Genomic DNA, 14,140 nt, shown 5'->3' on the forward strand with positions numbered 1-14,140 from the left:
TAGTCTTAACAGATGGCGAGATCAAACTCGATATCTTGGCTATAAGCATTACCGGTTTCGAAACTGATAAATTTTATTGCAAAACGGTTTTTATGCCCGGAAATCATTGGGTATACGCCAATTTCAACGGGCAGCTGTAAGCGCAATATATTGGCATCTTCGGCTTCACTTTGAAAGAAGCCATTACGGGCTATCTTAGGCTTCAGCTGAGCAGTTTCTCTTATCAATCGAAGCAGTAAATTCAGCGCCATTCTTGCGGGTTCTAGTGTATCTGTCCAAGATTTGGCATCGGTTAAACGTTTTTCTAATGGAAGATGAACCCAATAATGCAAAGCAGGTAAATCAAAACTGCAGGTTCCACCAGGGAGATTAAAGCGTTGGCGAATCGAATTTAAAAAGCGATTTTCTTTTAAAGAGACACCAAAGCGCTCTGAAGACATCACTTGCTTAAAGCAGGTATCAATATCGGTTAAAATAGTATTTAGCTTATTTTGATCGACACCAGGAACACCCATCCAGTGTTTATAGGCGAGTTTCTGTTTTTCGAGATCTTTACCTATTTCCGACTTCATTTGAATTTGTTCAAAAATTTCCATCAGATCAAATAAAGAGCGGAAAAATATTAAGTAGGATTGCGATGTTTCAAAATTGGCAGAATTATGCAGCTGCTTGAGTAGGAATTCTACTCGCAGATAAATTCGCACTTTTTCTGTTAAAGGGTGTTCGAATTTCAGCATAATAATTTCAACATATAATTATGAGTGATGTTAAGTCGTTATTGTCACAGATATCTATGAGTCACGCTAGGGTCGGTTGACCTTTGATTACAAAAACACAAATAATTGATTAACATAGACTCATATATTTTTGATGTAATTGAGTGACTTCTAATAGTAGCGCCTGCTGAATCTCTTTTGTGAGAGGTGAGTCATTATTAATCACATCATCGGCAAAACTTAACCGCTCTTGTCTGGAAGCTTGTGAATTTAAGATAGCGCGTACTTGACTGGCAGATACCTTATCACGCGTGCAAGTTCGGCTGATTTGGGTTTCTGGGCTGGCATCAATTACTAAAATACGGTCGACTAATGATTTCCAATCACTTTCAACTAATAATGGCACCACTAGTATCACATACGGTGAGGTGGTTTGAGTCAGTTGGTGGCTAATTTCGGCACGGATCAAAGGGTGCAATAATTCGTTTATCCATTGCTTTTCAGCGGGGTCAGAAAAAATACACTCTCGCAGTTGAGCGCGATCGAGTTCTTTATCAGAGGTTAAGACCGATGTGCCAAAATGTTCCGTGATGGCTTTCAAACCAACCGTATTTGGTTCTACCACTTGGCGAGCAACGATATCCGCGTCAACTAAGTCGATATTAAAATGTTGCCGGAATAAGTTGGCAATACTGGTTTTTCCGCTACCAATACCGCCAGTAAGACCAATGATCATTGAATCATCTACCTTTTAGTTATATTCAAATAATTGACATGCCCATCGCTTTGTCTTCATTGAAGTAGGCTTGCCTAAACACGCGTAACCTATAATGTGGTCGCTTTAAATATGAAGGATATTGGTGAGATACCAGTTAGCAATATCCTGACCAAAAATCAAACAAAACCAGCCGGAAATCGCTAAATATGGGCCAAATGGGAAGGCTTTTTCGATGCCTTTTTTCTGTAAACGTAATTGGATCAATCCAAAGATTAAGCCGACCACCGAAGACAGTAAAATCAATAATGGTAACTGTTGCCAGCCTAACCATGCACCAAGTGCTGCCAATAACTTAAAGTCGCCATAACCCATACCATCTTTACCGGTCAGTAATTTAAATGCCCAAAAGACAGACCATAAACATAAATAGCCTACCATCGCGCCAATAATGGCATCTTGTAAAGATATTGGGCTAATACCAAAAGCGGATAATGCTAAACCGCCCCACATTAATGGCAAGGTCAGTTGGTCGGGTAGTAACATGGTATCGAGATCGATAAAAGTAGCCGCGACTAACGTAAAAGTAAAAAATAGCAACGCCAAACCATACCAGTTTGCTGGGAAATATAAGGCAATGACGACGCTGAGCGCGGCGGTTAATAATTCAATAGCAGGGTAACGTGCGCTGATCGGGTTTGCGCATTGACGACATTTTCCGCGTAACCATAGCCAACTAAAAACGGGGATATTATCGATTGTTCGGATTTGGGTATTACATTTTGGGCAGCGCGATCGAGGGATGTTTAAGTTAAAGGGTTTGTCTAAATCCGAGGTATATTTTTTTAAGGCTGAGTCTTTTTTTAATTGAGGGAAGTAATCGATACATTCTTTGATCCACTCGCGTTCCATCATGACAGGGAGACGATAAATAACCACATTTAAGAAACTGCCGATTAATAAGCCAAATACACCAGCGGCAATAGGAAATAAAAAAGGATAATAATCAAAAATGAGCATGTTGGATCACGACACCACAAAAGTGAAAAGAATACAGCTAGAATACACTAACTAGCTTAAAGATTGGCAGATAAAGTGAGACGACTAAACCACCCACCACCACACCTAAAAAGACAATAATAGCGGGCTCAATAATTTTGCCTAAGTTATCGACGGTATTATCGACTTCAAATTCATAAATGGTGGCGACTTTATTGAGCATATCATCCAAGTTGCCGGACTCTTCACCTATCATCACCATTTGCAGCACCATTTCAGGAAACGCTTCTGCATTACGCATCGCTATGTACATTGGCATTCCGGCTGCGGTGTCTTTATGCACTTGTTCAACCGCAACTTGATAATGCAAATTTCCTGCGGTTTTAGCGGTGGTCAACAAACTGGTCAAAATCGGAATACCGGCACTAAAGCTGGTGGAAAGAGTACGGCTAAATTTAGCGATGGCTGCTTTTGAAAACACGGGTCCTAAAATGGGCATTTTTAACGCCATTCGACTGGTCTTTAATCGAAAGCTAAAGGAGCGTTTTCGAGCTTGTTTGATGGCAAAAATAAACGCCAATAAACCGACAATCATTATAAATAAATAATCTTGAATGAAATGAGATAAATCGATCACGCGTTGAGTAAAGGCGGGCAATTCAGCCCCAAAACCTTTAAACATGGTTTCAAATTCCGGGATCACCATGGTGAGCATTAAAATCGATACGCAGGTGGCAACTAAGATGACCATTGCAGGATAAATCATGGCTTTAATGACTTTCGATCTTAGCTCTTCACTTTTTTCTCGATAAGTGGCTAGCCTTTCAAATACCTCCCCTAAATTCCCTGTTTGTTCACCGGTTGACACTAAGTCGCAAAAGAAATCATCAAAGAATGAACTGCTGGCTTTTAATGCTTTTGAAATAGGCGTTCCTGCTTCGACTTGGGTACAAGTCTGCGACAAAATAGATTTCATTTCCGCTTTACGTTGGCTATCGGCAATTAATTTTAATGATTGTACGATGGGTACGCCAGTGGTCAGCATGGTGGCAAGTTGGCGAGTTAGAACGGTAATATCTTTCCGCTTTACTTTATGACTGAGTTTTGCCAAAAAAGACACACTGCGGCGTTTCAGTTTTTTGATTTGGACACGTTGTTGTTTGAGCTTGGTGCGCACTTCACTTTCATTAAATGCCATCATCTGACCGGAAACTTTTTTACCAGAGCTATTCAGGCCACGCCATTGAAAATTTTTAAGGGCGGGGGCTTTTAAAGTGGCGGATCTTGCCATGATGATTCCTTATCAATAACAATGGTTCTATTAATAGCGATTGTTTTCTTAATAGAGATAGTTTTATTAATACAAATATGGCGATTAAAAATAAAGCACGCGTTGTAATTCAGCGAAGCTAGTAATGCCTTGTTTTAGATTTTCGATACCGGATTGACGCAGTGTTGCCATGCCTTGTTTTACCGCGATCATTTCAATGTCATTGGCTGATGCTTTTTTGATAACCGCGCTGGCAATTTCGGTGGTAAATGGCATCACTTCATAAATCCCAACACGGCCAGAATAGCCGCCAGTGCATTCTGAGCATCCTTGGCTGAAAGCTTGGTAAAGGGTCATTCCCTGTGGAATATTGAGTTTTTGCCGTAAGATTTCCGGAAGATCATCGGCGGTTTTACAGTGTGGGCATAAGCGACGAGCCAGACGCTGAGCGATGATAAGGCTCAATGAAGAGGCAAGGTTGAAGGCTTCTATTCCCATATTAGATAAACGCACCACCGTTTCGGCAGAAGAGTTAGTGTGTAGAGTAGATAAAACTAAGTGGCCAGTTTGCGCCGCTTTTATGGCGATTTCTGCGGTTTCGAGATCGCGAATTTCACCCACCATGACCACATCTGGATCTTGACGTAAAAATGCCCGCAATGCCGCAGCAAAGGTAAATCCTATTTTGGGTTTGACTTGAACTTGATTGATGCCGGTTAAGTTGATTTCGACCGGATCTTCCGCCGTTGAGATGTTTTTATCTGGCGTGTTTAAAATGCGCAGGCCAGTATATAAAGAAACGGTTTTGCCGCTCCCGGTTGGGCCAGTCATTAAGATCATGCCTTGCGGTTGTTGCAGTGCATCGATATAGAGTTTCTTCTGCGTGTCGCTATAACCGAGTTTATCGATGTTTAAATTGGCGGCGCTACTATCGAGTAAACGTAAAACAATTTTTTCGCCCCATAATGTCGGCAGTGTTGATACTCGCATATCAATGGCGGTATCGGCGTTTAAGCGTATTTTGATTCGTCCATCTTGTGGCAAGCGGCGCTCAGCAATATCTAATTTGGAGAGGATCTTGATCCTTGCGGCTAATCGACGGCCTAAATGTTGAGCTGGTCGGTTGGTTTCTATCAAAATACCATCGCAACGTAAACGTACTCGATACAGTTCTTCGTAAGGTTCAAAGTGAATATCGGAGGCTCCTTTGCGCACAGCATCGAGTAGGATTTGATTGATAAAGCGGCTGACTGGCGCTTCATCTTGGCTGAGATCTTCAGTTTCTTGAATTTCATCACTGCCGACTTCTACCAAGTTAGCCAATTCATCTTGGGTGATGTCTTTGCCTTGCCCGCTATCGTTATTGACGCCGCGACCATACAAACGTCGAATTGCGCCTTCTAGTTCTTTGCAATCGACTAAAATAAATTCAACTTGCTTACCGGTGGCAAAGCGAAAATCATCCTCCACACTAGTATTGGTTGGGTCGGAAACTGCCAGTAATAAACTTTGGGAATCAATTTGCAGTGGTAGTACTTGGTGGCTGGTAACAAGATCACGTAATCCCAGTTGTTCACACACTTGGTGATAACTGTAATGAGCGAGACTGGCTTGTGGTAGGGCGAACAGCTGACACAGTTGTTGCAGTAATAATTGGCTATTAATAAAACCAGCGTCCACGCAAGACACGGGGACGCTTTTTTTATCGTTAATAACCTTGCTCACCACCACTTGTTCCTGCTCGTGAGTCAGGAACTCCGCTTGGCGTAAAATGGAGGCAAGGTTAGTGTTCATTTAATGCTAATTTGATTTGCATGTTTTAGGCATAAGTGACTTAAAGTCATCACTGGCTCCAGAAGAGGGAGCACATTTCCACTGCCCAGTTTTTGTTATTCTTGTTAATACTAGAGATTGAGCTGCAACTAATGCGCTTGCGTTACCTCCAGTTGGTGCAAATTTCACAGTAATTGTTCCCGCATCAACCGCGCCAACAGCTTTTATTTCTACACCGTTTTGAGCATATGTTAAGTCGGCTAATGTAATTACGGGAATACCTAGCTCATCAGCAGAGGATGCACTATTAGGGAATACCCCATTTTCAACGGTATAAGCTTCAACATTTGTTTTCACGCCAGTTAAAGAGGCTAATACTGAAGCTACCTCAGATTTAGCTATATATTTTTGATACTGAGGCATCGCAATCGCCGCCAGCACCCCGATAACCGCTACCACGATCATCAATTCAATTAATGTGAAACCCTGTTGAAGTTTCTTTTTTCCTTGTTGTAGCTTTTTCATTTTCATCTCCGTGAATAAAGTAGTATTTCGCGGGCAATCATAAGAACAACGGATATAAAGAAAAATTGCGCTTAAACGCATGTTCGAGTCAGGTTGTAAAATGGCTGAGGTATTGCACTTGAGTGACAAATTATTGCGATCAAATTAATAATTATGGTAATGGAAATAGCGTTATTGACGTGATGATGACGTAAGTGAAAAGGCAATAAAGCGCCAGTTATTAAGTGGTTATGCGAGGAGTCTCACTAGATTACTATCCCGTCATCCTGAAAACACCGCAGGAGCGCAGTTCAGGATCTCCTACAACGATTTGAGACTCAATATACTGTAGGAGATTCAGTATCTTCTTCGCTTAGGTTCATGTACGGAATGACGCGTTAGGGTTATGAGCCTAGCCAATCACTCTCATGGATAAATCCATAGCTCTGATATGCTTAGTTAATGCGCCCACTGAAATGTAATCGACTCCGGTGCTGGCGTATTCGTTTAAGGTTTCAATCGTAATATTGCCTGAGTTCTCTAACGCGGCAGGGCCCGATTCTAAACCTTGTTCTTCACCTATTTTTTTATTGAGTTCCACCGCTTCAATCATTATGGCTTTGGTGAAATTATCCAGCATGACAATATCGGCGCCAGCACGAATGGCGCGTTCTAATTCTTGCAGCGATTCGGTTTCTACTTCAACTGGTTTACCGGGGTTGAGATCTTTTGCCGTTGCGATGGCTTTTTCAATTCCGCCACAAGCGATGATGTGGTTTTCTTTAATGAGATAAGCATCGAAAACACCAATACGATGATTAAAACCACCACCACAAGTAACGGCATATTTGAGAGCGCTGCGCAGACCCGGAATGGTTTTACGCGTATCAAGCAAACGGCAATCGGTGCCTTGCAATTCTTTTACATATTGAGCGGTTAATGTGGCGCAACCAGATAGCGTTTGAATAAAATTCATGGCATTACGCTCACCGGTTAATAGTGCGCGTGAAGGACCTGTTAATGTACACAAAGTTTGGTTTGGTTCAACCACATTCCCATCGGCTACATGCCATTTGATATGAACTTCACCACCTAATTGTTTGAACACTTCATCTGCCCATGCTTGACCACAAAAAATGCCATGTTCTCGGGTAATGATGGTTGCGGTGTTGGTGGCGTCGGCTGGAATTAAACTGGCGGTAATATCAGCAGTAGGATCAAGCGTGCCGCCAAGATCTTCTTTTAATGCATCACTCACCATACGAGTGATTTGTTCTGGTAGTTGTTGTTTTAGATATTCAAGGCGAGATTGTGAATCGTGAGTGCTTTTCATGCTGACGAGATCCTATTGAGAAAAGGAGTAGAATGAGAGGCTATTATGATACTTCAATTTTGCCCTTTGGTTCTATACCCGTCTTACTTGAAACTGCAGTTTTGTTGACAGCGTTCCCTCCCCCAATCACTTAGGCAAGCTAAGCTCATGGGGCTTCGCTCACTTGTCGCCTCACTGCAACTCCAATTACTTTGGGTGTAGCGTTAGGTAAATCCGATAAATAAAAAGAACAATCATGATGCGGTGCTGCAAATTTATTGACTTCATTTTACTTTTAGACAGAATTAATGACTCATTACATAAGGATTCATCATGCTCATCATTTCCGATCATTGGCTAAAAGGCATAAAACAGATCCCATCGCCATTTTTTGATGAGCGCCCAGATCACTCTCCGATTTCATTGCTGGTTGTACATAACATTAGTTTACCTCCAGGGGAGTATGGAGGGCCGTATGTCGAGCAATTTTTCACGGGTAAGCTGAATCCTGATGAACACCCATTTTTTAAGGTAATCCATAATATGGGCGTGTCGGCGCATTGCTTTATTCGACGTGATGGAGAAGTTATTCAATTTGTGCCGTTTAATGCTCGTGCTTGGCATGCGGGGAAATCAAGCTTTGCCGGAGTGGATCGTTGTAATGATTATTCGATAGGCATAGAACTTGAAGGGACGGATTTTGATGCTTACAGCAAAGAGCAATATCAAGCGCTAGCCAACGTGACTGATGCGATCATGAGATCCTATCCTGATATCACTTTACCTAGAATTACTGGGCACCAATATATTGCTCCATTACGTAAAACTGACCCTGGGCTGGTGTTTGATTGGCGGCGTTTTCGGAAGATGCTAGAAGTGTGATGACTCTCCTCTAAATTGAAGCATCTTCTGAACGTTATGGTGCATTTATATTTTTATTTGTTACATAATTGCAATAAAACGGCGTTACCTTTCTTATCTACATCCTTATTTTTAATCGAACTTTTGTTAATACGATGTCGATCTTTGTCACGCTTTTCATAGAAAGATAAACACGAAATATAAAATACTCATAAAGAGGTGTTTTGTGTTTGGTTTTTATTAAATGGTATTACCAATGTTATTGGTGTTTTAAAGTGAAATTGTTAATCCGTAGTTAACGCCAAGTGCGTTCTATGATTTGAATCAAGTTTTGACTAGACAGGGGCGTTGGGATTCTGTAAAATTTTTGTGCTCTTGGTAATTGGTATTACCAATTTACATCCAACTTAGTGGGACAAGATTGCATTATGGCTTATCAACGAATTCGTCAGCCAAAACTTTCTGATGTGATTGAACAAGAATTAGAAAGGCTGATTGTCGAAGGTACACTTTCTCCGGGGCAGCAGTTGCCACCAGAGCGTGAGTTAGCCAAACAGTTTGATGTGTCTCGTCCTTCAATTCGTGAAGCTATTCAGCGTCTAGAAGCAAAACGTTTACTGACACGTAAACAGGGCGGTGGAACTTTTGTTAGTGGCACTTTATGGACGTCTTTTTCCGAACCACTACTAGAATTGTTATCGACACATTCAGAAACACAACTCGACTTATTAGAATCTCGCCATGCAATGGAAGGGATTTCAGCTTATTTTGCAGCACTACGTGGAACAGAGGAAGACTTCAAACGTATCTCTGAGTGCCAACGTAATGTCGAAATAGCAATCGAAAATAAAGATATTAAACAAGAATCTAGCGCGGTCATGAAGGTGCTTATTGCCATCTCTGAAGCGGCTCATAACGTGGTGTTACTTCATATTATTCGTAGCCTTGCTCCCTTGTTAGAACAAAATGTTTTACAGAATTTAGAATTACTTCATCGTCGCGATGAAGTGGTAGATAAGGTGAGTGATCACCGTGCCAATATTGTTCAAGCGATCCTTGACCGCGAGCCAGAAAAAGCTCGTAAAGCCTCGCATGCACACTTGGCTTACATTGAAGAGACTTTGTTGGATTTGACTCGAGAAGAGAGTCGACGCGAGCGTTCGTTACGCCGAATTCAACAAGCCAATGAATCTTAAGGCCGGTTAATTAGTTAACTTGTCTCATAAACCAACAGAAGGATAGATCGCCATGTCTGAAGTCATGAATAATGACGTTGATGCACTGGAAACTCAAGATTGGTTAGAAGCCCTTGAATCAGTGGTACGTGAAGAAGGTGTAGAACGCGCTCAATATTTATTAGAGCAAGTTCTTGATAAAGCACGTTTAGGTGGTGTTGATATGCCAACGGGCATTAACACAAACTACATAAACACCATTCCACCAACGCAAGAAGCGGCATATCCTGGTGATATCACCATTGAGCGTCGTATTCGTTCGATCATTCGTTGGAATGCCATCATGATCGTATTGCGTGCATCGAAAAAAGATTTGGATCTTGGCGGCCACATGGCGTCTTACCAATCTGCAGCTTCTTTCTACGAAGTTTGTTTCAACCATTTCTTCCGTGCTCCAAATGCAACGGATGGTGGCGATTTAGTCTATTACCAAGGCCATATTTCTCCAGGGATTTATGCACGTGCATTCGTTGAAGGTCGTTTAACTGAAGAGCAGCTAAACAACTTCCGTCAAGAATCAACCGGTAACGGCTTGCCTTCTTACCCGCATCCAAAATTATTGCCTGAATTCTGGCAGTTCCCAACGGTATCTATGGGCTTAGGTCCAATGGCTGCTATCTATCAAGCTCGCTTCTTGAAGTACTTGAACGGCCGTGGTCTTAAAGATACAACCAACCAACGTGTTTACGCGTTCCTTGGTGATGGTGAGATGGATGAGCCAGAATCACGCGGTGGTATTTCTTTCGCTTCACGTGAAGGGCTTGATAACTTATGTTTCCTTATCAACTGTAACTTACAGCGCCTTGATGGCCCAGTTATGGGTAATGGTAGCATTATTCAAGAACTTGAAGGTTTGTTCAAAGGCGCAGGCTGGAATGTAATTAAAGTTATCTGGGGTAGCAATTGGGATGCTCTACTTGCGAAAGATACCACAGGTAAATTACTGCAATTGATGAACGAAACCGTCGATGGCGATTACCAAACCTTTAAATCAAAAGATGGTGCTTACGTTCGTGAACACTTCTTTGGTAAGTACCCTGAAACAGCAGCACTTGTTGCGGATATGACTGATGACGAAATCTTCGCGCTTAAGCGTGGTGGTCATGATTCATCTAAACTATTCTCTGCATTCAAATCTGCTCAAGAAACCAATGGTAAGCCAACGGTTATCCTTGCTAAAACTGTTAAAGGTTACGGCATGGGCGAAGCTGCAGAAGGTAAAAATATTGCACACGGCGTGAAGAAAATGGACATGACACATGTTCTTTATTTACGTGATCGTTTAGGTCTGCAAGACATCTTATCTGATGAGAAAGTAAAAGAACTTCCTTATCTAACTCTTGAAGAAGGTTCTGCTGAGCACACTTACTTACACGCTCGTCGTGATGCGCTACATGGTTACACACCTGTACGTTTACCTAAGTTTACTCAAGAATTTAAAGTACCTGAGTTAAGTGAGTTTGATGCATTACTGACTGAGCAAAAACGTGACATATCAACTACGATGGCGTTTGTTCGTACTTTAAATATTCTTCTTAAAGATAAAAACATTGGTAAGAACATTGTTCCTATCATTGCCGATGAAGCACGTACTTTCGGTATGGAAGGTCTATTCCGTCAAGTGGGTATTTATAACCACCAAGGTCAAGAATACACTCCAGAAGATCGCAGCTTAGTCTCTTACTATAAAGAAGAAACATCAGGCCAAGTTCTACAAGAAGGTATCAATGAGTTAGGTGCTATGTCTTCATGGGTTGCTGCGGCGACTTCATACAGCACCAACGATCTTCCAATGATCCCATTCTACATTTACTACTCTATGTTCGGCTTCCAACGTGTTGGTGACATGGCGTGGATGGCGGGTGACCAACAAGCTCGTGGCTTCCTATTGGGTGCTACTGCTGGTCGTACTACGCTAAATGGTGAAGGTCTACAGCACGAAGATGGTCACTCGCATATTCAAGCGAACACCATTCCAAACTGTATCTCTTATGATCCAACGTTTGCGTATGAGTTAGCGGTAATCATGCAAGATGGTATCCATCGTATGTATGGTCCTGAGCAAGAGAACGTTTACTATTACTTAACCGTGATGAACGAAAATTACCATATGCCAGCCATGCCAGAAGGCGCGGAAGAAGGCATTCGTAAAGGTATCTACAAACTAGAATCTTACGAAGGTGCGAAGGGTAAAGTTCAATTGATGAGTTCTGGTACTATCATGAACGAAGTACGTAAAGCGGCGCAAATCTTAAGTGATGACTACGGTGTTGCTTCTGATGTGTTCTCTGTGACTTCTTTCAACGAATTGACTCGTGATGGTCAAGATGCTGAGCGCTTCAACATGCTTCACCCAGAAGCAGAAGAAAAAGTGGCTTACATCTCAACGGTTCTTGGCTCTGAGCCAGCAATCGCTGCAACGGATTACATGAAAAATTACGCAGAACAAGTTCGTGCTTACATGCCATCTGAGTCTTATAAAGTACTTGGTACTGATGGCTTTGGTCGTTCAGATAGCCGCGACAACTTACGTACTCACTTTGAAGTGAATGCAGGTTATGTTGTGGTTGCAGCTCTGACTGAACTTGCAAAACGTGGCGATATTGAAAAATCAGTGATTGTTGAAGCAATTGCTAAATTCAACATCGACGCAGATAAAATCAACCCGCTATACGCATAATCCAATTGATTGCAGTGGTCTAGATGATCGCTGCAATCAATCTTTTAATAGGAAAGAATAATGACAATCGAAATTAATGTACCTGATATTGGTACCGATGAGGTTGAAGTAACAGAGATTCTTGTTAGCGTTGGCGACAAGGTTGAAGAAGAACAGTCTCTTATTACCGTTGAAGGCGATAAAGCTTCAATGGAAGTACCGGCTCCTCAAGCGGGTATCGTAAAAGAAATCAAAATTAACGTAGGTGATTCAGTATCGACTGGTTCATTTATCATGGTCTTTGAAGCAGAAGGCGCAGCGGCTCCAGCAGCTGAAGCACCAAAAGCTGAGTCTGCTCCAGTAGCCGCTCCAGCTGCAGCAGAACTAAAAGAAGTTCATGTTCCTGATATCGGTGGTGATGAAGTTGAAGTAACTGAAATCATGGTTGCTATTGGTGACAGCATCGAAGAAGAGCAATCTCTTCTTACTGTTGAAGGCGATAAAGCTTCAATGGAAGTACCAGCACCTTTCGCTGGTGTTCTAAAAGAAATTAAAATCAACGTTGGTGATACCGTTTCAACTGGTTCATTAGTCATGATTTTTGAAGTCGCGGGCTCTGGTTCTGCTCCAGCAGCACCGGCCGCTGAGCAAGCTGCTCCTGCTCAAGCCGCAGCACCTGTTGCATCTGCTTCTAAAGACGTGAACGTACCTGATATCGGCGGTGATGAAGTTGAAGTGACTGAAATTATGGTTGCTGTTGGCGATACAGTAGAAGAAGAGCAATCTCTTATTACTGTTGAAGGCGACAAAGCATCAATGGAAGTTCCTGCACCATTTGCTGGCGTAGTAAAAGAAATTAAGATTGTGGCTGGCGATAAAGTGTCAACTGGCTCTCTTATTATGGTATTCGAAGTAGCTGGCGCAGCACCTGCACCACAAGCATCGGCTCCAGCTCAAGCAGCATCAGCAGCTCCTGCACAATCAGCACCAAAAGCAGCGGCTCCAGCACCTGCTTCAACGGGTGATTTCCAAGACAACAACGAATATGCACATGCATCTCCTGTTGTTCGTCGTCTTGCTCGTGAGTTTGGTGTTAACCTTGCTAAAGTAAAAGGATCAGGTCGTAAGAGCCGTATCCTGAAAGAAGATGTACAAGACTTCGTGAAAGCAGCGCTTAAACGTCTTGAGTCTGGTGCTGCGGCATCGGGTAAAGGTGACGGCGCAGGTCTTGGTCTACTTCCTTGGCCAAAAGTGGATTTCAGCAAGTTTGGTGAAACTGAAGTACAGAAACTTTCTAAGATCAAGAAAATTTCTGGTGCTAACCTGCATCGTAACTGGGTAATGATCCCGCACGTTACACAGTGGGACAATGCTGATATCACTGCATTAGAAGCGTTCCGTAAAGAACAAAATGCAATTGAAGCAAAACGCGATACTGGAATGAAAATCACACCTCTTGTGTTCATCATGAAAGCCGTTGCAAAAGCATTAGAAGCCTTCCCATCGTTTAACTCTTCTCTTTCTGATGACGGCGAAAGCATCATCTTGAAGAAATATGTGAACGTTGGTATTGCGGTTGATACGCCAAATGGTCTAGTGGTTCCTGTATTCAAAGATGTAAACAAAAAAGGCATCTACGAATTATCAGAAGAGCTGGCTGTGATTTCTAAGAAAGCACGTTCAGGTAAATTAACGTCTTCTGATATGCAAGGTGGTTGTTTCACTATTTCTAGCCTTGGTGGTATCGGCGGTACTGCGTTTACTCCAATCGTGAACGCACCAGAAGTAGGTATTCTAGGGGTATCTAAATCTGAAATTAAGCCAGTATGGAATGGTAAAGAATTTGAACCACGCCTACAGCTTCCACTTTCTCTTTCTTACGATCACCGCGTGATCGATGGTGCAGAAGGTGCGCGATTCATTACTTACCTAAACAACTGTTTGTCTGACATCCGTCGTTTAGTGTTGTAATTGAATGGAAATAGGGTGGCCAAGCAGCCACCTTATTTTTTATACATTTCGGCTTATTGCATCGAAAACCAGTATGGAAAAAGGCGCGATAAGACTCAAAAAGATAAAGAATGTTGTCTAGCTCA

At 42.2% G+C, this 14,140-nt stretch carries 11 protein-coding genes; 4 read left to right on the top strand and 7 right to left on the bottom strand.

Features of this window, described 5'->3' with window-relative positions; all coding sequences use genetic code 11:
• Positions 1 to 5: 5 nt before the first annotated feature.
• The 7 genes from zapD to nadC all read right to left on the bottom strand — a co-directional run bounded on the left by zapD (position 6) and on the right by nadC (position 7,310).
• Complete coding sequence (gene zapD / locus HC725_RS05465; protein ID WP_190330905.1) at positions 6 to 743, bottom strand: cell division protein ZapD; 738 nt, start codon at positions 741 to 743, stop codon at positions 6 to 8.
• Between the two features lie 103 nt (positions 744 to 846).
• A complete protein-coding gene (gene coaE / locus HC725_RS05470) occupies positions 847 to 1,452 on the bottom strand; it encodes a dephospho-CoA kinase (RefSeq protein ID WP_190330771.1) in 606 nt (201 codons plus the stop codon).
• Positions 1,453 to 1,557: 105 nt separating this feature from the next.
• Entirely contained in the window at positions 1,558 to 2,451 is an 894-nt protein-coding gene (locus HC725_RS05475) for a prepilin peptidase (protein WP_190330772.1), read from the bottom strand.
• 37 nt (positions 2,452 to 2,488) lie between these two features.
• Positions 2,489 to 3,721 (bottom strand): type II secretion system F family protein, encoded by a 1,233-nt coding sequence (locus tag HC725_RS05480; protein WP_190330773.1) that lies wholly within the window; start codon positions 3,719 to 3,721, stop codon positions 2,489 to 2,491.
• Between the two features lie 84 nt (positions 3,722 to 3,805).
• On the bottom strand, positions 3,806 to 5,494 hold the full coding sequence (gene pilB, locus HC725_RS05485; protein ID WP_190330774.1) for a type IV-A pilus assembly ATPase PilB: 1,689 nt from the start codon (positions 5,492 to 5,494) through the stop codon (positions 3,806 to 3,808).
• 6 nt (positions 5,495 to 5,500) lie between these two features.
• Entirely contained in the window at positions 5,501 to 5,998 is a 498-nt protein-coding gene (locus HC725_RS05490) for a pilin (protein WP_190330775.1), read from the bottom strand.
• Between the two features lie 391 nt (positions 5,999 to 6,389).
• Positions 6,390 to 7,310, bottom strand: coding sequence for a carboxylating nicotinate-nucleotide diphosphorylase (gene nadC / locus HC725_RS05495; RefSeq protein WP_190330776.1), 921 nt, complete (start codon positions 7,308 to 7,310; stop codon positions 6,390 to 6,392).
• Positions 7,311 to 7,622: 312 nt separating this feature from the next.
• On the opposite strand from nadC, the gene ampD reads away from it, so the two are divergent.
• The 4 genes from ampD (at position 7,623) to aceF (ending at position 14,015) form a co-directional block, all read left to right on the top strand.
• Positions 7,623 to 8,171, top strand: a complete 549-nt coding sequence (gene ampD / locus HC725_RS05500; protein ID WP_190330777.1) for a 1,6-anhydro-N-acetylmuramyl-L-alanine amidase AmpD — start codon at positions 7,623 to 7,625, stop codon at positions 8,169 to 8,171.
• 407 nt (positions 8,172 to 8,578) lie between these two features.
• Entirely contained in the window at positions 8,579 to 9,346 is a 768-nt protein-coding gene (gene pdhR / locus HC725_RS05505; RefSeq protein WP_190330778.1) for a pyruvate dehydrogenase complex transcriptional repressor PdhR, read from the top strand.
• A gap of 52 nt (positions 9,347 to 9,398) precedes the next feature.
• Positions 9,399 to 12,065 carry a pyruvate dehydrogenase (acetyl-transferring), homodimeric type gene (gene aceE, locus HC725_RS05510; RefSeq protein ID WP_190330779.1) on the top strand — a complete coding sequence of 889 codons (2,667 nt, stop codon included), beginning with the start codon at positions 9,399 to 9,401 and terminating at the stop codon, positions 12,063 to 12,065.
• 60 nt (positions 12,066 to 12,125) lie between these two features.
• Positions 12,126 to 14,015 carry a pyruvate dehydrogenase complex dihydrolipoyllysine-residue acetyltransferase gene (gene aceF, locus HC725_RS05515; RefSeq protein WP_190330780.1) on the top strand — a complete coding sequence of 630 codons (1,890 nt, stop codon included), beginning with the start codon at positions 12,126 to 12,128 and terminating at the stop codon, positions 14,013 to 14,015.
• Positions 14,016 to 14,140: the final 125 nt, after the last annotated feature.

The sequence above is a fragment of the Vibrio sp. S17_S38 genome (assembly GCF_014694375.1).
Taxonomy (GTDB): domain Bacteria; phylum Pseudomonadota; class Gammaproteobacteria; order Enterobacterales; family Vibrionaceae; genus Vibrio.